This is a genomic window from Pseudomonas sp. GP01-A4 (assembly GCF_058780865.1).
In genome coordinates this window covers 42,976-63,047 of record NZ_JBYSWF010000044.1, presented here as the reverse complement: position 1 = coordinate 63,047, position 20,072 = coordinate 42,976, and the positions used below count along the sequence as shown (strand labels likewise).

The window sequence follows — 20,072 nt, the reverse complement described above, 5'->3', positions numbered from 1 at the left end:
AGTGGTGGGGCAAAGACCTTTTGGTTACTTTTGGGGCGTTTGCCAAAAGTGACCCGCTGTAAGAGCGGAACCATAAGTCGCCGTTACCTAAATAACGGATATGTACACCGAATCAAACAGCCGCCAAAGAAGGCTCCAACTGCCGCTGAGCCAACCAAATCTCCTCCTGCAGCCACTGCGCAAACACCTGCAACTGCGGCGTATCCGTCTGCTCCGGCCGGGTCACCAGCCAATACGACTGATGCCCCTCCACATGCACATTCAGCACCTGCGTCAACTGCCCACTGGCCAACTCCGAAGCGACCATATGCCAATCCGCAATGGTAATCCCCAACCCATCGATCGCCGCCCGAATCGCCAAATCCAGCAGGTCAAACTCATACCCCCCCTCGATATCAACCCCACTGATCCGCGCCGCATCCAGCCAATGCTTCCACGTCAGATACCGCTGATCCTCCCGCGCCAGCACATGCAGCAGCGTCATGCGATTCAGATCAATCCCGTCACTCCACTCCCGGGCATACAACGACGGCGCACACACCGCGATATGCCGCTCCTGAATCAACAGCGAACTGTCCAAACCATCCCATTCCCCATCGCCAAACCGAATCGCACAATCCAGCGTACTGGTCTCCGCCAGGCTGTCCTGCAACCGCGTGGTAATGCTCAGCTCCAACTCCGGATGCTGCTCGCGCAAGCGCCCCAACCGCGGCATCAACCAACGATTGGTAAACGTCGGCGGCGCATTGATGTGCAGCCGATTGGCATGGGACTTCTGCTGGATACTGCGCACCGTCAGCTCGATCTTGTCGAACGACTGGTGCAACGCCCGCAGCAATACCCGCCCGGCACTGGTCAATTCCAGGTGATGGTGACGACGCTCCAGCAGGGCCTCGCCCAACTGTTCTTCAAGCTGGCGCACCTGGCGGCTGACCGCACTCTGCGTGACGTTCAACAGCTCGGCGGCCCGGGTAAAACTGCCGGTACTGCCGGCGACTTCGAAAGCTTTGAGGGCGTTGAGACCGGGCATTTTGCGTTTCATGGACGACACTCGGGAGCACAGGGGAAATAACCTGCACAACATACCTTTTTGTATTGGGTCAGCGGTAGCACCCCAGCCTGACAAACAATTAAACGTCGCAACCGCTGAAAGTGTCGTTTATCGCTACAGACCGTCGCTCACGAATAAATAGCCTGCGTATAACGCATGCACACTAAGACAATTAAGCATTGGTCGTCGCCAGACTATAAACGCTAGTCTGCCGATGTATTTTCTATAACTTCGCCCCTCTCTTTCGCGATTAACTTATCGAGTCATCGCCATGTCCAACGCACCCGTTTCATCCCGGCGAAGTATTGGCTTGCTGGCATTGGTGTTTACCGCCTGCAACGCCACCACCCACGGTTTCAGTGTGTTCCTGTATTCGGCGCTGTTGCCGCAGATCCGCCTGGCCTTTGAGCTCAGTTACAGCCAGGCCGCGTTGATTGCCGCGCTGTTGCAGCTGTTCTACATGGGCGCCTCGATTGCCAGCGGCCTGGCGGCGGCGTGGATCAGCCCGCGCAATATGGTGCGCCTGACCATCGTCCTCAGCCCCGCCCTGCTGGCCCTGGCCGTCGCCACGCCGTGGGTGCTGCCGTTTGCCCTGTGCCTGGCACTGGTGTCGGCTTGCGCGGTGTCGAACTGGAACGCGATTTCGGCCCTCGCTCAAGAGGTGATCCCGACTACACATCGCAGCCGGGTGCTCGGGCTGGCGTCCTCGGGCTCAGCCTTTGCGCTGTGCTTGAACGGGCTGTTGATCGCGCTGTTGCAGGGGTTGTCGTTGCGCCAGTTCTGGCTGATCTGCGCCGGGTTGACGCTGGTTGTCACGCTGTTGACCCTGTGGGCACTGGCCCCGATCAAGCAACCGACACCACGCGAGACCATGGCGCCGGCGCTGAACCAAGTGCTGCGCCAATGGCTGAAGTTGTGCGTGGCACAACCGGTGGCAATGCAGATCGTCTTGCTCAGCGCGTTTATCGGCGCCATCAGCGGGCCGTTTCTGAATTTCCTGTCGGCGTTCGTCAGCGAACAGCTACAGGCCAGCGCTTCCGTCACCGGCTCGATGTGGACGCTGATCGGGATCGGCGGTGTGATCGGCGGCTTGCTGCTGGGCACGCTGGCAGATCGTTGGGGGGCGTTGCGGGTGATGGCCCTGAGTATCGGCGCGTTTGGTCTGAGCATGCTCGGCTTGCTCGGGCACCCGAGCCTGGTACTGAGCTGGCTGGCGGCCGGGCTGTTCGCGCTGTTCTATTTCCCGTGTTGGGGCTTGATGGCCGCCTACGTCGGTGCCCGGCTCAGCCCGGTGCACAGCCTGCAAGTGGTGAGCCTGAGCATGGTCAGCTACGGCCTGGCGAGTGCCACCGGCAATGCCTTGTGCGGCTGGCTGCTGCAAGTCACTGGCGAATTTGCGGTGGTGCACGGCTGGATCGCGGCCTGGGTGTTGGCCAGCCTGTTATTGCTCAAGCGCATGGCCCAGCGACACACCCGCGAAGCGCTGGCCGCCCAGATGCCCTGAGTGGCCCAGTTGCCGACGCAGAATCTCCACCAGGGCATCCACTTCCGGCACCTGGCAACCGGCTGAACGCCAGAACATCAGGCGCGCCGGGGCAATCGGCGGGAAGCCCTGGCGCTCGTCCAGAATCTGCCAGTCGGGTGGCACCAGGCGCCGCGCCATCACGCCCACCGACAAGCCCTGCTCGATCGCAATCGCAATGCCGCGCGGGCTTTGGCTGGTGTAAACCACCTGCCACGAGCGCCCGGACTCGGCCAGCGCCTGCACGGCGTTCGCACGGAACGCGCAGCCTTCGGCGTACACCGCCAACGGCACCGACTGACGCCCCACGCAACTCCAGCTGGGCGCCGCGACCCACACCAACGGCTCGTCGCACAGGTATTCCCCGCTCTGCAAACCTGCGTGTTCCACCCCCAGCACCAGGTCCAGCTCGCCCCGTTGCAGCCGCCCCACCAGGGCCGTCGACATCTCGCAGCACACATCGGGCCGTACCTGGGAGAACTGCGCCTGGAAGTCCTTGAGCATCCCGCCCAGGCAGTACTCGGCGTAGTCCTCGGGCATGCCGAGGTGGATACACACCTGTTGATTGGGCAATTGCGCGGCGCTGACGGCCTCGCTGTGCAGCTTGAGGATCTGCCGGGCGTAGATCAAAAAGGTTTCGCCACCGGGGGTCAGGCCCACCGAGCGGCTGGTACGGCGGATCAGTGGCGTGCCGACGATGTCTTCCAGGCGTTGCAGGCTCTGGCTGACGGTGGATTGGGTCTTGTGCAGGCGCTCGGCGGCCGCCGAAAACCCCTGGCACTCGATAATTGCCACAAACACTTTAAGCAGGGTGCCATCCAGTTCGCCCGACATAACTATCGCCCTCGCCGATGGATTCGATCACAACTTGTAATTTCCACTTTGCACCTCGTTCAGCAACTATCGGGTCAGCCAAAAAACACCAACTGATAGTTCCGGGAGTCTTGCATGAGTCTTCAACTTGCTGACGCTGAAGTGGGCGATATCAGCGACATTATTAATACCGAGCTGTATCCCATACATGATTCGGGCCATGTTCAATTACAGGCCCTGATCGAACACGCCCGGGCCGAGCTGGCCGAAGACGGCTGCTGCCTGCTGAAGAACTTCCTGCGCCCCGCAGCGCTTGAGCAGGCGCGCCTGGAAGGTTTGGCGCTGTCGGGCAAGACGTTTTATTCGGTGCGCAAGGTCAACGCCTACTTCACCGAGGACGACACCTCCCTGCCCCACGATGACCCGCGCCGCACGTTCATGGAGCGCACCAGCGGCTTTGTGACCCGCGACATGATCGCCCCGGACGCGATCATCCACCGGCTGTACGTGTCGCCGATGATGAAACGCTTTATCGGTGCCTGCCTGAATGAGCCGGAAATCTTCGAGTACGCCGACCCGTTCGCCGGGCTGGTGATCAACGTGATGCCGGACGGCACCGAGCAGCCCTGGCACTTCGATACCAACGAATTCATCGTCAGCATGATGACCCAGAAGCCCGAGGCCGGCGGCCTGTTCGAGTACGCGCCGATGATTCGCTCGCGCACCCAGGAGAACCTCGGCGCCGTCGGCAAGGTGGTGCGTGGCGAGGACCGTTCGCGGGTGCAAGAACTGGAGCTGAATCCCGGCGATTTGCAGATATTCAAAGGGCGTTTTTCGGTGCACCGGGTGACCCGCGTGGAAGGCGCCACCGAGCGCAATACGGCGATCTTCGCCTACTCCGAAAAGCCCGGAATCATTGGCCGTGCCCAGCGCACCAAGCAGCTTTACGGACGCCTGTCCGAAGCCCATCTGCAAGCCGAACGCAACCTGGTCCGCAGCGACCAGTTGCTCGACTGACTCATACCTAAAAAACCTTGAAACCGTATTTGCCCTGCGAGGAACACCCCATGAGTCTGTCCGGCCCCAACCGCAACCCCGCTGACTGCGAACCTACCCATGACGAGATCCAGCAGATCCAGCTGGACCGCCTGCAACGGGTGCGCAACGAACTGAAAAAACGCGACTACGCCGCCTGCGTACTGTTCGACCCTACCCACATGCGCTACGCCACCGGCTCACGCAACATGCAGGTGTACTCGGCGCGCAACCCGGCCCGCTATGCGTTTATCCCGGCAGAAGGCCCGGTGGTGGTGTTCGAGTTCGGCGGCTGCCTGCACCTGGCCGAAACCCTCAACACCGTCGATGAAGTCCGCCCGGCCAAAGCCATCTCCTATTACTTCTGCGAAAGTTTCCTGGGCAATGTCACCGCCGACTGGGCCGCGGAAATCGATGAGCTGGTGCGCAAATGCGGCGGCGGCAAACGCATCGCCATTGAAAGCGCCACCTCCGCTGCGGCCTTCGAACTGCAAAAGCTCGGCTATCAGATATTTGATGCCCAGGAACCGCTGGAACGTGCGCGCTGCATCAAGGTGCCGAACGAACTCAAGATGATCCGCGCCAGCCTGCGTGCCACTGAAGCCGGGGTGCGCCTGATGGAAAGCAAACTCACCCCCGGCATCAGCGAGAACGAGCTGTGGTCGCACCTGCACCAGCACGTGATCGCCACCGACGGTGATTACGTCGAGACCCGCCTGCTGTCCTCCGGCCCACGCACCAACCCGTGGTTCCAGGAGTGCAGCACCCGGCCCATCGAAGCCGGCGACCTGGTAGCGCTGGACACTGACGTGGTCGGGCGTTTCGGCTACTACGCCGACTTCTCGCGGACCTTCCTGTGCGGTGAACAAGCCGCCACCGCCAAGCAGCAGGAGCTGTACAAACTGGCCTACGAGCAAGTGCAGACCAACATGGAAATGCTCAAGGCCGGGCGCAGTTTCAAGGAGTACGCGGAACTGGCCTGGAAGATTCCCGAGCATTACAAAAACAACCGTTACTTCGCCCTGGTGCACGGGGTTGGCATGACCGGTGAATACCCCTACGTGGTGCATCGCGAAGACATTGATGCCCTGGGCTACGACGGCGTGTTCGAAGCCGGCATGACCATCTGCGTTGAAAGCTACATCGGCCACGACGACGGCGGCGAAGGGGTCAAGCTCGAAGAGCAGATCTACATCCACGAACACGGCATCGAGTTGCTCTCCGACTACCCGTTCGACCCGCGCTTGTTGAGGTACTGATCGTTCCTACGCTCTGCGTGGGAATGCATCTCGTGACGCTCTGCGTCACCGTTTCGCAGAGGGGACGCGGAACGTCCGGGGCGGCATTCCCACGCAGAGCGTGGGAACGATCGGTCGGTGGGGAGCGATATGTAACATGCGTTTATAGAACGTTCCAACGCAGAATTTGTCGTTTGTCGATCTTTGCGCAAATGACAAAACTGCGGGCATCTCTAATAAAAACAACATGAGAGCTGCCCTATGTCCTGTCCCATTGCCACCCTCCCGACTTCGTTGCGCCTTGTTCTTCTGCCGGCTTCACAGCGGTCACGGTCACGCCTTCGCGGCGCTTGCCACTGACCCTTGCGGTTCAACAAAAAAACGCATATTCGCAAGTACCGGAGAGGCTTATGAAAGAATTGACTACCCTGGACGGCGCCGCGCCGCATCCAGCCGTAAATGATCTGTGTGCCCAAGTGCAAAGCGGCGAAATCAACCGCCGCCAATTCCTGCGCACGGCCGCGCTGCTGGGCATCACCGTCGCCAGTGCCAGCACCTTTCTCGGTTCCGCACTGCTGGGCAATGACGCCCAGGCCGCCGAGCCACGCCAGGGCGGCAGCCTGCGGTTTGCCTGCGCGATCCAGGAAATCCAGGACCCGATGCTGATCACCTGGATCGAAGCCTCGAACCTGCTGCGCAACTCGGTGGAATACCTGACCTGGGTCGACGCCGACAACATCACCCACCCTTACCTCGCCGAGAGCTGGAGCCCGTCGGAAGACCTCGCTACCTGGACCTTCAACCTGCGCCAGAACGTGAAGTGGAGCAACGGCGACACCTTCAACGTCGACGACGTGCAGCACAATATCGAACGCTGGATCGCCGCCGATTCCAAGTCGGTGAACCGCACCGCGTTCCAGGACATCAAGGCCTTCGAAAAAGTCAGCGAGTTCCAGTTCCGCCTGGTGCTCAAGCGGCCGATCCTGGCGATCCCGGAGATGCTCAACGCCTTCACCTGCGCCATCGTGCACCGCAGCTTCAAGGCCGGTGACGACTGGGCGAAAAACCCGCTGGGCACCGGGCCGTTCAAGCTGACGTCGTTCGCCGTGAACAAGCAGGCGACCTTCGCCAAGCGCGCCGATTACTGGGGCAAACCAGCCAACCTTGACGAGTTGCGCTACATCGACATGGGCACCGACGTGTCCACCCACCTCGCCGCCCTGCAAGCCGGGCAAGTCGACGTGCTGTACCGCGTGACGGTGGCTGAACTGGACCTGGCCAAGCGCTTGCCCGGGGCCCAGTTGCTGACCTGCAAGTCGGCGCAAACCGTGGTGATGCGCATGGCCTGCGACCAGAAGCCGTTCACCGACCTGCGCATCCGCAAGGCGGTGGTGCTGTGCGCCGATAACGCGCAGATGCTGAAGATCGCCTATCGCGGCATGGGCACCCTCGGCGAAGACCATCATGTGGCGCCTTCCCACCCCGAATATTTCCCGCTGCCCAAGCGCAACCGCGACGTGGCGGCGGCCAAGAAGCTGCTGGCCGAAGCCGGCTTCCCCAACGGCATCGACATTGACCTGATCGTCGGCAACACCCAGGGCCGCTATGAACAGGACTGCGCGCAGATCCTGCAACAGAACTGCCTGGAAGCCGGGATCCGCATCAACCTCAAAGTGATCCCTGCTGCACAGTACTGGCCGATCTGGGACAAGGCCGCCTTCAGCCTGACCTACTGGGCCCACCGCCCGCTGGGCGTAATGTCCCTGGAACTGGCCTACCGTGGCGGTGGTGCCTGGAACGAAAGCCATTACAGCGACCCGGCGTTCGATGCCGCGCTGGACAAGGCCATGGGCATCATCGACCCGAAACAGCGCGCCGTGGCGATGGAAAATGTCGAACGCATCCTGCAGGACGCCTGCGTGATCGTGCAGCCGTTCTGGGGCGACAAGTTCACCGCCGTGAGCAAAAAGGTCCAGGGCTTCCAGGTGCACCCTTCCGACTTCTACCCGATGGACAGTGTGTGGATGAGCGCTTGATTTAGCGCACGCCCTCCTCCCTGCCCGCACACGGGCAGGCATCCCTTGAACAGTCGGAGCATGCACCCATGGCTCATTTTCTGATGCGCAAGTTATTGGCGCTGGTGGCGACCCTGCTGTCGGTGTCATTGATCGTGTTCCTGGCCCTGGAACTGAATATAGAAGACGTGGCGATCAACGTCCTCGGCCCCTACTCCGCGGCCGACCAGCGCGCCGCGTGGCTGGTGGAACATGGCTATAACCAACCCTTTGTGTGGCGCTACCTGGTGTGGCTCAAGGACTTTGTCAGCGGCGACTGGGGCACCTCGGTGTACTTTCGCGAATCAGTGATCAAGCTGCTGCTGCCGAACCTTGCGCAAACCCTGACCCTGGCCGGCCTGGCCTTGCTGGTGATGGTGCCGGTGGCGTTGACCCTCGGCGTTCTGGCCGGGATTCGCCAGGGCTCGGCGCTGGACCGCCTGGTGTCGTTCCTGTCGATCGTCACCACCTCGATTCCCGACTTCGCCAGCGCGGTTTTCGTCTCCGCGATCTTTGTGTTCTGGCTTAACTGGCTGCCCGGTGTGAGTAGCATGAGCGAAGGCTTCAGCGTCGTGCAATTGGTGCTGCCACTGATGGTGCTGTGCCTGTTCGGCGTCGGTTACCTGGCGCGCATCACCCGGGCCTCGATGGTGGAGGTGATGCAGGCGCCGTACATCCGCACGGCGCGGCTCAAGGGAGCGTCGACCTCACGCATTGTGCTGCGGCATGCCCTGCGCAATGTGCTGATCGCGCCGGTCACGGTGATCATGCTGTACATCCCGTGGCTGCTGTCGAACGTGATCGTGGTGGAGGTGTTCTTCGCCTACAAGGGCTTCGGCTCGCTGCTGTACACCGCCTCGCTGAACCATGACGTGTACCTGATCGAAGCCTGCGCGATGGTCAGTGCCGTGGTGGTGGGCATCACCAAGATCTTCTCGGACCTGGCCTACACCTGGCTCAACCCGCGCATCACCCTGCGCAGCCTCGGCGGAGGTGCCCAATGAACCTGCTGCACTCGTTCAAACATCCCTTGGCATTGCTCGGCCTGCTGCTGGTGGGCGGCTGGGTGGTGATCGCGCTGTTCGCACCGTGGATCGCGCCCCATGATCCGCTGGAAAGCTTCACGCCCTTACTGACGCCGATGACCGTCGGCGACAACGGCCAGAGCTTCCTGCTGGGCACCGACATGATTGGCCGCGACATTCTCTCGCGGCTGATCTGGGGCACCCGTACCGTGCTGTTCTGGTCGATCCTCGCCACGCTCACCGCGTTTGCCGTGGGCATCGCCATGGGCCTGTGCGCCGGCTACTTCAACGGCTGGGTCGACAGCGTGCTGTCGTATGTGGCCGACACGGTGCTGTCGTTCCCGGTGCTGGTGTTGTACATCGTGATCATCATCGCCCTCGGCGCTTCGGCGCTGAATATCCTGATTGCGGTGACCTTCACCAGCGCACCGGCGATCTTCCGGATCATGCGCGCCCTGACCATCGATATTCGCTCGCGAGACTACGTGCTCAGCGCCATCACCCAGGGCGAAGGCTCGCTGCGGATCATGCTGGTGGAAATCCTGCCCAACTGCGGCGGGCCGCTGATTGTCGATTTCTGCCTGCGCATCGGCTACACCGCGATCATGATCGGCGCCCTCGGCTTCCTGGGCCTCGGGCTGCCGCCGCCCACACCGGACTGGGGCGGCATGATCAATGACGGCCGCGCCATGGCCATCGCCTTCCCGCACCTGGTGATCTTCCCGTGCATCGCCATCTCCACCCTGATGCTGGGCCTGAGCCTGTTGGCGGACGGCCTGGATGAACACGCCCAGAAAGGCGCAAGGAGTTGAGCATGAACCACACGCAAGTACTGCGGGTGCAGAACCTGTCCATCGAATTGCCCGCCGGCGCCGACCGCAGCCACGCGGTGCAAGGCATCAGCCTGGAGGTGCGCAAGGGCGAAATCCTCTGCGTGATCGGCGAGTCCGGCTCCGGCAAGTCCGTGCTGTCGGCGGCGATCATGGGCGACTACGCCAAGGGTTTGCGGCATACCGAAGGCGTGATCGACTTCCTCGGCGATGACATTTGCACCCTCGACGAGGAGCGTTTGCGCCAGCTGCGGGGCAACCGTATCGCGATGATTTTCCAGGAGCCCATGGCGGCGCTGAACCCGGCGATTCGCATTGGCAAGCAAGTGGAAGAGATCTTCGATATTCACGCACCGCAGATGCCGGCGGCGGAGCGTCGCGAGCGCATGTTGGCGCTGCTGGAATCCACCCAACTACCGGACCCGCCACGCATCGCCAACAGCTTTGCGCACCAATTGTCTGGCGGCCAGTGCCAGCGAGTGGTGATTGCCATGGCGCTGGCGATGAACCCGGACCTGCTGATCGCCGACGAGCCCACCACGGCGCTGGACGTGACCACCCAGGCGCAAGTGCTGAAGCTGGTGCGCGAGCTGCGCGGCCGCGGGCAACACGGCATTCTGTTTATCACCCATGACTTCGGCGTGGTGGCGCAGATTGCCGACCGTATCGCGGTGATGGAAGGCGGCCGGCTGGTGGAAATCGGCGAGCGCGACCAGGTGCTGAATGCCCCGGCCCACGCCTACACCCGCAAGCTGATTGCGGCCGTGCCGGCGCTGCACCCGGAGCTGCACAAGCCGAGCGCCGACGGCGAGCTGGCATTGCGCATCGAGCACCTGACCAAGACCTACACCGTCGGTGGCAGCTCGGTGGCGGCCTTGCGCAATGTCTCGCTGCAACTGCCACGGGGCAAGACCCTGGCGATTGTCGGCGAGTCCGGTTCGGGCAAAAGCACGTTGGTGAAAGCCGCGATCCGCCTGGTGGACAGCGACAGCGGCCACGTATGGGTCGGTGACACCGACTTCCTGGCCCTGCGCGGCTCGGCGCTGGCGGCGAATCGTCGGCGCATCCAGATGATTTTCCAGGACCCGTATGGCTCGCTCAATCCTCGGCACCGGGTGGGCGACATCATCGCCCGCGCCGCGCAATTGCGCGGGTTGTCGGCCAAGGATGCGTGGGCTGAAGCCGGAGATTTGCTGGAACAGGTGGGCCTCAAGCGCGACGCCCTCAAGCGCAAGCCCCGGCAGTTCTCCGGCGGCCAGCGCCAGCGCATCGGCATCGCCCGCGCCCTGGCGATGCGCCCGGAAGTGTTGATCGCCGATGAGAGCGTGTCGGCCCTGGATGTCTCGGTGCAGAAACAGGTGCTGGAACTGCTGGCCGAACTGCAGCAGCGCCTGAACCTGAGCATCCTGTTCATCACCCACGACCTGCGGGTGGCGGCGCAGATCAGCGACTACATCGCGGTGATGCGCCAGGGCGAAGTCGTCGAGTACGGCACTGCCGAGCAAGTGCTGCTGCGCCCCCGGAACACCTACACCCAGACCTTGCTGGCCGCCGCCCCCGGCGCCTCGGAGCTGCCCGCCGCCGGCCCGCCGTTGCGGCTGATTCGCCCGCAAGCGCACTGAGTCAACCCTTTACCCCGCGTCGCAGCGTTCGTTGCGGCAAGGGGCTGCTGTTGCCAAAAAATAACTAATAACGAGAGTAAAACCATGCGACCAACCTTCCGTTACATCGCTCTGGTCCCTGTGCTTGGCGCCCTTGCGGCACCGGCCATGGCCATTCAAGTCACCGACAACCTCGACCTCGGCGGCGCCGTGCGCGCCCGTTGGGACTATGACCCGGATCGCGACATCCAGAAGTTCGGCCTCGACACCGCGTACCTCAGCGCCAAGTACAACTCCGACACCTGGATCGGCGAAGCGCAGTACCGCTTCTACGGGCGCTCCTACCCGTACCAGTACACCAAGAACTACGGCGATATCCAGTTCGCCAAGTTCGCCTGGGTGGGCTACAAGTTCAACCCCGACCAGCAGGTGCAAGTGGGTTTGAACACCGTGCCGTTTGGCTTGCAGCCGTACTTCGGCAGCACCTTCTACGAAACCCTGGGCAACGTGATCGGCCTGGAAGATGTGCAGCAGGTGGGCGCCAAGTACATCCAGCAAAGCGGCGACTGGAACATCCAGGCCGGTTACTACCTGCGCCCGGCGTGGCAAGGCAAAGGCACGAGCAAGGGCGTGACCTACTCCAGCGTGATCTCCGAGGCCGACAGCTACGTGGGCGACGGCAGCAACAACCAGGAACGCAATACCGTGGTGGTGCGGGTGGCCAAGGCCATGGACCTGGGCGGGTGGAAATCGGAAGTCGGGCTGTCCGGCCTGACCTCCACCCTGGAGAACAAGGACACCAACGACGATGGCCGGCGCAACGCGGTGGCGATCCACTACCTGGGCAAGAACGGCCCGTGGGGCGTGCAATTGCAGGCGGCACGCCAGCAGATGTCGCCGCGCAACCCGGGCACCGACAGCGTGGTGACCCTGGGCGGGTATGACGGCACGTTCAACGTGGCCAGCCGCGGCAATCTGTATGTGGCGGATTTGAGCTACGACGTGGGTGGCAAGTACCTGTTTGACCAGGTCAGCGGTGTGAAGCTGTATGCCAACTACAGCGCGTTTGACAAGTCCGAGGATCAGTTCAAGACCTCGCAGCGGGTGATCCTGGGCACGTCGTTTTCGGTGAGTAAACTGTGGGTGGCCACGGAGTGGTTGATCGGCAAGAACGATCCGTATATTGGTGGGAGCAGCTATACCGAGAGCTTGGGGGCTGGGGGGAGTAACCAGTGGGAGAATCAGTTGTATATGAACATTGGCTACTACTTCTAAAATAGGCGGCGTCTTCACTGACGCCTTCGCGAGCAAGCCCGCTCCCACATTTTGACCGCGGCGCCGATCAAATGTGGGAGCGGGCTTGCTCGCGAAGAGGCCGCCAAAAACACCATAAAAACAACAGGTGTGGAATCCATTTCATGCGCCAACTGCCCTCCCTCAACATGCTCCGTGTCTTCGAAGAAGTCGCCCGCCACCGCAGCTTCAGCCAGGCCGCCGTGGGCCTCAACGTCACCCAGGGCGCCGTCAGCCGCCAGATCAAACAACTGGAAGACTACCTCGGCGTCGCCCTCTTCATCCGCACGCCCCAGGGCCTGTCCCTGACCGAAGCCGGCTTCGCCCTCTCCCCGCACCTGAGCGACGCCTTCGACCATATCGAGCGCGCCCTGCACGCCGTGCGCGTGCCCAACCTGCGCCAGCGCCTGCGCATCGTCGCCCCGCCCACCTGGGCCACCCGCTGGCTGTCCGCCCACCTGCGCCGGTTTTGCGAGCGTTACCCGGACATCAACCTCAGCGTCACCCACCAAAACACCCACGCGAGCCTGGCGGAAATCGACTGCCAGGTCCGCTTCGGCCTGGAAGCGGCCACGCAGTGCAGCAGTGAACTGTTGGTGATGGAACGCCACATCGCCGTCGCCAGCCCGGAACTGTTCAGCGACGGTCAGCCGCCCGACCTGCGGCGCTTTCCGCTGCTGCACATCCTGCACGACGGCAAGCGCTTGAAGGTTTGGGAGAACTGGCTGGCGGCCATGGGCCGGGAAGATATCGATGCAGGCCAGGGCCTGGAATTCAGCACCCTGGACCAGGTGATCCACACCGCCCTGGCCGGCGGTGGGCTCGCGGTGATCGACCGGCAGATGATCGAGCGCGAACTGGCGAATGGCAGCCTGCTGCCGATCACCCCGGTGGAGGTGATCGGCCCGTATGGCTATTGGCTGGATGTGGCAAGTGACAAGCAGGGTTTATCCAAGGTTCGGTTGTTTACGCAGTGGTTGAACCGGGTGAGCAATCCCTGACACCGCAGGCTCGGCCTTGCACGCCTGGCTCAAGGTCAACGCCTTGGTTTCCGGCGCCCAGGCCCAGGAGATGATCGCCCCCAGCACCAGGATAGCGGCGAGGATGCCCATGGTCGGGCTCAGGCCGATCCCCGCTACGCTCACCGGCAACAGGAAGGTACTCACCGCCGAACCCAGGCGGCTGACGGCTGTGGCAAGGCCGATGCCGCTGGCCCGCACTTCGGTCGGGAAGCTCTCCGCCGGGAATACGCCCACCAGGTTGCTCACCGCCGACAGCACCAGGGTGAACACGCCGAACGTCAGCACCATCAACCACGCCATGCTGCCCGGCAATACCGCCAGCAGGAACAGCGCCGCCGCCAGGATGATGAACGAGTTGATCAGAAAGCCCCGCCGGGAGAATTTCACGGTGCACCAGATGCCGATCAAGGCGCCGATGATCAGCAGCAGGTTGAGCATCAGCTCGGTGCCAAAACCTTCGGCCAGGCCCATCTTCTGCAGGATCGACGGCAGGAAGGTGTAGATGGCGAAGTACGGCATCACGATGCACACGAAGAACAGGCAGTTGAACGCGGTGCGCTTGCGGTATTCACGGCTGAACAGCACGCCGTAGCCGGAACGGGTTTGCGTCGACGGCTCTTCATCGAGGACCACGTGTTCGCCGAGGTGTTTCTTGACGATGGCTCGGGCCTCGGCAATCCGGCCCTGGTTGACCAGCCAGCGCGGCGATTCGGGCGTGCCGATGCGCGCGATCAGGATCAGCCCGGCAGGAATTGCCGACGATGCGAGCATCCAGCGCCAGGCATCATCGCCGAGGCTGAGCATGGCGGTGCCGACAAAGGTCGCGGCCACGTAACCAACCGTCCACACCACGCTGAAGGAGCCCAGCAGTACCCCGCGATGTTTCCTGGGTGAGAACTCGGCAAGCATCGCGTGGCCGACGCTGAAGTCGCCGCCCAGGCCGATACCGATCAACACCCGGCAGAGGAACAGGCCCATGGCGGTTTCGGCATAGAACTGCATCACCGAGGCAACGGTGATCAGGACGAAGCTGACCAGGAAGATTTTCTGCCGGCCGAGGGTGTCGGAGATCCAGCCAAAGAACAGGCTGCCCATAAACAAGCCGATCAGGGCCGAGGCGCCGATCAGGCCTTGCAAGAAGGCGTCCAGTTGCATCTGTGGGCTGAGCAAGGTGAAGGCAATGCCGATCAGGCCGAGGATATAGCCATCGGTGAAGTGCGCGCCGAAGGTCAGGCCGGCGATTTTAAGGTGGAAGCGACCGATGGGCAGGTCGTCGATTTTGATGGGTTGAGTGGACATGGTGTTCTCCATATTTTTGTTCTTGACGGAGTAACAGCGGGCAAGCCCATTTCCCTGTGGGAGCGGGCTTGCTCGCGAAGGCGGTGTGTCAGTCAATGCATGTGGTGGCAGGCCCACCGCTTTCGCGAGCAAGCCCGCTCCCACATTGGATCGGGGTTGTTTGGGTAAATGGGGTCAGAGACCGCCCATCAAAAGGTATTTGATCTCCAGGTAATCCTCCAGGCCGTACCTGGAACCTTCACGGCCCAGGCCCGACTCCTTGATCCCGCCAAACGGTGCGACTTCGGTGGAGATGATCCCTTCGTTGATCCCGACCATGCCCGCTTCCAGGCCTTCGGCCATGCGCCATACGCGGCCGATGTCGCGGCTGTAGAAGTAGGCCGACAAGCCAAACGGCGTGTCATTCGCCCGTTGCAGCACTTCGGCTTCGTCCTTGAAGCGGAAGCAGGCCGCCACCGGGCCGAAGGTTTCTTCCTGGGCAATCAGCATCTCGCCGTGGGCTTCGGTGAGGATGGTCGGTTCGAAGAACGTCCCGCCCAAGGCATGGCGACGGCCGCCGCACAGCAGCTTGGCGCCTTTCTCCAGGGCGTCGCCGACGTGGGCTTCAACCTTGGCCAACGCGGCCGCATTGATCAGCGGGCCTTGTTCGGTTTCGCCCTCGAGGGCGCTGCCGACGCGCATCGCAGAGACCGCTTCGGCCAGCTTGCGGGTGAACGCATCGTACACAGCGTCCTGGATAAAGAAGCGGTTGACGCAGACGCAGGTCTGCCCGGTATTGCGAAACTTGGAAGCCATGGCGCCTTTGACGGCAGCGTCCAGGTCGGCATCGTCGAACACGATAAAGGGCGCGTTGCCGCCCAGTTCCAGGGAGACCTTTTTCAAGGTGTCGGCGGCCTGGCGCATCAGCAGCTTGCCGGTGCGGGTGGAGCCGGTGAAGGACAGCTTGCGCACAATGCTGGAGGCTTGCAGTGCGCCACCGATGGCCACGGCATCGCCGGACACGATGTTGAACACGCCCGCCGGAATCCCGGCCTGTTCTGCCAACACCGCCAGGGCGAAGGCCGACAGCGGGGTTTCTTCCGACGGTTTGAGAATCATCGTGCAACCCGCCGCCAGCGCCGGGCCGACCTTGCGGGTGACCATGGCCAGGGGGAAATTCCATGGGGTGATCGCTGCGACCACGCCGATGGCTTCCTTGGTCACGATGATCCGCGCGTCGGCCTTGTGGCTCGGGATCACGTCGCCATAGGCACGCTTGGCTTCTTCGGCAAACCATTCGAGGAAGCTCGCCGCGTAGACCACTTCGCCCATGGCTTCGGCCAGCGGCTTGCCCTGTTCCAGGCTGAGCAGGTGGGCCAGGTCCTTCTGGTTGCTCAGCATCAACTCGCTCCAGCGCTTGAGGCACTGGCTGCGTTCCTTGGCGGTGAGCTTGCGCCAGGCCGGCAACGCGCGGTTGGCGGCGGCAATGGCCAGGTCGGTTTCTTCAGCCCCGGCGCGTTGGACTTCGGCGATCTGCGCACCATTGGCCGGGTTGCGCACCGGGTAGACCGGCCCACCGCTGGACCATTGGCCATCAATGAAATTGCCTGTGCGAATCAGCGGGTTCATGCCACGGCCTCTATCAGGTTAAAACGGTCCAGGCCCGGACGGGCGCTGCGCAAGATGCGTTTGCCGGCGGTGTAGTCGTTGATCACATCGCACGGCGTGTAGTTGCGCTCCAGCTCGTGCAGTTCTTCGGCATCCAGTTGGGTGTCGAGGGCTGCAAGCGCACTATCAAATTGAGCGGTGGTGTCGGCGCCCACCAGCATCACGTCCACACCCGGATGATTGGCCACCCAGGCCTGGGCAATCTGTGCGTTGGACACGCCACGGGCACGGGCCACACGTTGCACCGAGTGGGCGATGTCGAACGACGCCTGGTCGCTGTACATCTGCTGGGTGAAGAAGTCGGTCTGGTTGCGGGTCGACTGCACTTCGCCGGTGAGCAAGCCACGGGCCAGCGGGCTGAACACCGACACGCCCAGGCCCTGGTCGCGGCAGAACGGGATCATCTCGCGCTCTTCCTCGCGGTAGGCGCAGTTCAGTTGCAGCTGCATGTTGATCGGCTTGACCCAGCCATTGCGCTCGCAGGCCATGAGGATTTTTGCCAGTTGCCCGGTGAGCATGGTCGACACGCCGATGTAGCGCGCCTTGCCGGAACGCACGATGTCGTTGAGGGCGCCCATGGTTTCTTCCACCGGGGTGTTCACGTCGAAGTAATGCAGCATGAACACGTCGACGTAATCCATGCCAAGGCGGCTCAGGGACGCGTCGATGCTGTCCATGATGTGCTTGCGCGAATGGCCGCTGGCATTGATGCCGCTGCGGGTGCCGTAGCCGACCTTGGTGGTGACCACGATGTCTTCACGGCGCGCAACGCGCTTCAGGATGCGCCCGACCACTTCCTCGCCGACGCCTGCGGAATAGAAGTCCGCCAGGTCGATGAAGTTGACACCGTTGGCCAGGGCATGGGCAACGATGGGTTCGCTTTGTTTCTCGTCGAAGATCCACGGTTTCCAGTCCGGGGTGCCCATGTTCATGGTGCCCAGGCACAGGCGCGAGACTTGCAGGCCGGAGTTGCCCAAACGGATGTATTGCATGGGAATGTCCTCAGGCTTTTGGCGTGTAGAAAGGGTTGCTGATGTGGTTGACCACATCCGCCAGTTGCGCGGTGTGCGGCAAGCCTGTGAGGGCGGCGCGGATCGCAGTGCGGCAGGCGTTGTAGTTGTTGAGGTAGACCGCATCCAGGTCGTCGCAGGCCGGGTTTACCCAGTTGGCGGTGACAATCGCCCACTCGTCCTCGGCTTCCGGCGGCAGGGTGCCGTCGAGCAGGGCTTCGAGCACCGCCTTGGCGATCCCGGCCTGGGACGCGCCCCAGGTGGCATTGCCGTGCAGGTCGCTGCCGATGGCGGCCTTGTTGACGTAGAGGGTCATGGGTTTGACCGGGATGTTCGGCTGGGCAATCACCATGAACGGGCAATGGCCCTGGCTTGGCGACGCCAAACTGTTGGCAAACGCCTGGCCGGCCGGACCGTTGCGCGGGCCGATCAGGATGTTGATGTGGGCAGCATTTACGCCTGGGCCTTCGAAGCCTTCGCCGATGTACAGATCAAGTGCTTTCATTTCGCAAACGCTCTTTTTTGTTATGGGGAGCTGGTTGGCGAATTTTTAGCACTGGCCCGCGTAGCGGCCGTAACCATTAAAAGTCATGGGGCTGTGAGTTTTAGTCATGGCCCTGCGACCATCGGCCTGGTCTTGTGCGTTGACCATCGTTGTTACACCCCATATAGTGTGCCCACAAACACAGACAACCACTACATAGTGTGCAAGAACGCTGAACACCGACCACACTATGCGCAGTATTTCAATGCCTTGAAGCCTGCAAAACGCACATTTTTGAACACGCTGGGTGAATCGAAGCCCACGCCGTCAGACGGACCACGTAGGAGCAATTCAATGCTGAGTTGGGATGAAGCAGATCAACCAGACACCGGTGACGTAGTCATCCGGGGCGCCAACGCCGGCCACGCCACCGAAGCCAACATGGACCGCCTCGACGGTGCCGGCGCTGCCGCCGCCCTTGAAGCCCGCAACGTGACCGCCAGCGACTCCGCCGCGATCATCCGCGCCAAGGCCGCCCTCGACAAACTCGACGTCGCCGAAGGCCTCGCCGAACTGGAAGGCTCCGCCGCCCGCGTCGCCGTTGACGAAAAGCGCATGATCAACTGCCGCGCCGACCTCAACCAACTCGTACCCTTCAAGTACGACTGGGCCTGGCAGAAGTACCTCGACGGCTGCGCCAACCACTGGATGCCGCAAGAGGTCAACATGACCGCCGACATCGCCTTGTGGAAAAACCCCGAAGGCCTGACCGACGACGAACGTCGCATCGTGATGCGCAACCTCGGCTTCTTCTCCACTGCGGATTCGTTGGTCGCGAACAACCTGGTACTGGCCGTATACCGCCTGATCACCAACCCGGAGTGCCGCCAGTACATCCTGCGCCAGGCCTTCGAAGAAGCGATCCACACCCACGCCTACCAGTACTGCATCGAATCGCTGGCCATGGATGAAGGCGAGATCTTCAACATGTACCACGAGATTCCATCGGTCGCCAAAAAGGCTGCCTGGGGCTTGAAGTACACCCGTTCGATCTCCGATCCGAAGTTCGAAACCGGCACCGTCGAAACCGACAAAGAATTGCTGCGTAACCTGGTCGCGTACTACTGCGTCCTGGAAGGCATCTTCTTCTACTGCGGCTTTACCCAGATTTTGTCCATGGGCCGTCGGAACAAAATGACCGGCGTTGCGGAACAGTTCCAGTACATCCTGCGGGATGAGTCGATGCACCTGAACTTCGGTATCGATGTGATCAACCAGATCAAAATCGAAAACCCGCACTTGTGGGATGCCGAGATGAAGGAAGAAGCGACACAGATGATCCTGCAAGGGACTCAGCTGGAGATTGAATACGCGCGTGACACCATGCCGCGTGGGGTGCTGGGGATGAATGCGGCGATGATGGAGGACTACCTCAAGTTCATCGCCAACCGTCGTCTGTCGCAGATTGGGTTGAAGGAAGAGTATCCAGGGACGACTAACCCATTCCCGTGGATGAGCGAGATCATGGACTTGAAGAAAGAGAAGAACTTCTTCGAGACCCGTGTGATCGAGTACCAGACTGGCGGCGCGCTGAGCTGGGATTGATTTAAAGCGGCCCCTTCGGGGGCCGTGTTGTTTCACCTGTCGATGTTTTTTTATGCCCAATCAAACCATCAAGACCCCCTGCGTCGGCCTGTGCTCCACCGTCTACGGAGACCTGGTATGCCGGGGCTGCAAGCGCTATCACCATGAAGTGATTCAGTGGAACGGCTACAACGCCGAGGAGAAACAGGCGGTGTGGCTGCGCCTGGAACAACTGCTGGTGCAGGTGATGACCAGCAAGCTGCAGGTGCTGGACCCGCAGCGCCTGCGCCAGCAACTGGAAGATCGCAAGATCCGCTTTGTGCCCCACCAGTCGCCGTATTGCTGGGCGTATCAGTTGATCGCCCGGGGCGCGCGGGTGATTTCGAAGCTGGATGCGTATGGGTTGGCGCTGTTGCCGGAGTTTCGCGAGCGCAATCTGGCAGATTTGCGGGATGCGATTGACCGGGAGTTTTTCCTGTTGTCCGAGGCGCATTACGAGCGGTATATCGCGCCGGGGTTTCTGCGGGAATCGTTTGGGGCGCCGTTGATAGCCAGTATTTAGAC

The 20,072-nt window shown here is 62.0% G+C and carries 17 protein-coding genes; 11 read left to right on the top strand and 6 right to left on the bottom strand.

Annotated features, from left to right (window positions below; genetic code table 11):
• Positions 1-112: 112 nt before the first annotated feature.
• Positions 113-1,042 (bottom strand): LysR substrate-binding domain-containing protein, encoded by a 930-nt coding sequence (locus AC3WKX_RS22700; protein ID WP_032899060.1) that lies wholly within the window; start codon positions 1,040-1,042, stop codon positions 113-115.
• 280 nt (positions 1,043-1,322) lie between these two features.
• Between AC3WKX_RS22700 and AC3WKX_RS22695 the strand changes: the two genes are divergently transcribed.
• On the top strand, positions 1,323-2,555 hold the full coding sequence (locus tag AC3WKX_RS22695; RefSeq protein WP_102606013.1) for an MFS transporter: 1,233 nt from the start codon (positions 1,323-1,325) through the stop codon (positions 2,553-2,555).
• Here the strand turns inward: AC3WKX_RS22695 and AC3WKX_RS22690 are convergent.
• Positions 2,493-3,407 carry a LysR family transcriptional regulator gene (locus AC3WKX_RS22690; protein ID WP_102606014.1) on the bottom strand — a complete coding sequence of 305 codons (915 nt, stop codon included), beginning with the start codon at positions 3,405-3,407 and terminating at the stop codon, positions 2,493-2,495. The genes AC3WKX_RS22695 and AC3WKX_RS22690 overlap by 63 nt on opposite strands.
• Positions 3,408-3,521: 114 nt before the next feature.
• Here AC3WKX_RS22690 and AC3WKX_RS22685 point away from each other — a divergent pair, with 114 nt between their 5' ends.
• The 8 genes from AC3WKX_RS22685 (at position 3,522) to AC3WKX_RS22650 (ending at position 13,463) form a co-directional block, all read left to right on the top strand.
• Entirely contained in the window at positions 3,522-4,403 is an 882-nt protein-coding gene (locus tag AC3WKX_RS22685; protein ID WP_008432881.1) for a HalD/BesD family halogenase, read from the top strand.
• Between the two features lie 50 nt (positions 4,404-4,453).
• On the top strand, positions 4,454-5,680 hold the full coding sequence (locus AC3WKX_RS22680; protein ID WP_003218567.1) for a M24 family metallopeptidase: 1,227 nt from the start codon (positions 4,454-4,456) through the stop codon (positions 5,678-5,680).
• Positions 5,681-6,069: 389 nt separating this feature from the next.
• Positions 6,070-7,695, top strand: coding sequence for an ABC transporter substrate-binding protein (locus tag AC3WKX_RS22675; RefSeq protein ID WP_102606015.1), 1,626 nt, complete (start codon positions 6,070-6,072; stop codon positions 7,693-7,695).
• A gap of 68 nt (positions 7,696-7,763) precedes the next feature.
• Positions 7,764-8,717, top strand: coding sequence for an ABC transporter permease (locus AC3WKX_RS22670; RefSeq protein WP_102606016.1), 954 nt, complete (start codon positions 7,764-7,766; stop codon positions 8,715-8,717).
• A complete protein-coding gene (locus AC3WKX_RS22665) occupies positions 8,714-9,550 on the top strand; it encodes an ABC transporter permease (RefSeq protein WP_003218574.1) in 837 nt (278 codons plus the stop codon). The genes AC3WKX_RS22670 and AC3WKX_RS22665 overlap by 4 nt, the downstream gene beginning before the upstream one ends.
• A gap of 2 nt (positions 9,551-9,552) precedes the next feature.
• Positions 9,553-11,190, top strand: coding sequence for a dipeptide ABC transporter ATP-binding protein (locus tag AC3WKX_RS22660; RefSeq protein ID WP_102606017.1), 1,638 nt, complete (start codon positions 9,553-9,555; stop codon positions 11,188-11,190).
• A gap of 84 nt (positions 11,191-11,274) precedes the next feature.
• On the top strand, positions 11,275-12,444 hold the full coding sequence (locus AC3WKX_RS22655) for a hypothetical protein (protein WP_003218578.1): 1,170 nt from the start codon (positions 11,275-11,277) through the stop codon (positions 12,442-12,444).
• A gap of 143 nt (positions 12,445-12,587) precedes the next feature.
• Complete coding sequence (locus AC3WKX_RS22650) at positions 12,588-13,463, top strand: LysR substrate-binding domain-containing protein (RefSeq protein ID WP_008432889.1); 876 nt, start codon at positions 12,588-12,590, stop codon at positions 13,461-13,463.
• Here the strand turns inward: AC3WKX_RS22650 and AC3WKX_RS22645 are convergent.
• The 4 genes from AC3WKX_RS22645 to fae form a co-directional block, all read right to left on the bottom strand.
• On the bottom strand, positions 13,410-14,783 hold the full coding sequence (locus AC3WKX_RS22645; RefSeq protein ID WP_102606022.1) for an MFS transporter: 1,374 nt from the start codon (positions 14,781-14,783) through the stop codon (positions 13,410-13,412). The genes AC3WKX_RS22650 and AC3WKX_RS22645 overlap by 54 nt on opposite strands.
• A gap of 174 nt (positions 14,784-14,957) precedes the next feature.
• On the bottom strand, positions 14,958-16,391 hold the full coding sequence (locus AC3WKX_RS22640) for an NAD-dependent succinate-semialdehyde dehydrogenase (protein WP_102606527.1): 1,434 nt from the start codon (positions 16,389-16,391) through the stop codon (positions 14,958-14,960).
• On the bottom strand, positions 16,388-17,422 hold the full coding sequence (locus AC3WKX_RS22635) for an aldo/keto reductase (protein WP_102606526.1): 1,035 nt from the start codon (positions 17,420-17,422) through the stop codon (positions 16,388-16,390). The genes AC3WKX_RS22640 and AC3WKX_RS22635 overlap by 4 nt, the downstream gene beginning before the upstream one ends.
• 10 nt (positions 17,423-17,432) lie before the next feature.
• On the bottom strand, positions 17,433-17,945 hold the full coding sequence (gene fae, locus AC3WKX_RS22630; protein ID WP_003212394.1) for a formaldehyde-activating enzyme: 513 nt from the start codon (positions 17,943-17,945) through the stop codon (positions 17,433-17,435).
• Between the two features lie 333 nt (positions 17,946-18,278).
• Between fae and AC3WKX_RS22625 the strand changes: the two genes are divergently transcribed.
• Together AC3WKX_RS22625 and AC3WKX_RS22620 are read left to right on the top strand one after the other, a co-directional pair.
• A complete protein-coding gene (locus AC3WKX_RS22625) occupies positions 18,279-19,529 on the top strand; it encodes a ribonucleotide-diphosphate reductase subunit beta (protein WP_008432895.1) in 1,251 nt (416 codons plus the stop codon).
• 52 nt (positions 19,530-19,581) lie between these two features.
• The gene (locus AC3WKX_RS22620) at positions 19,582-20,070 is read left to right on the top strand and encodes a DUF1289 domain-containing protein (RefSeq protein ID WP_003208512.1); all 489 of its coding nucleotides are present in this window, start codon (positions 19,582-19,584) and stop codon (positions 20,068-20,070) included.
• Positions 20,071-20,072: the final 2 nt, after the last annotated feature.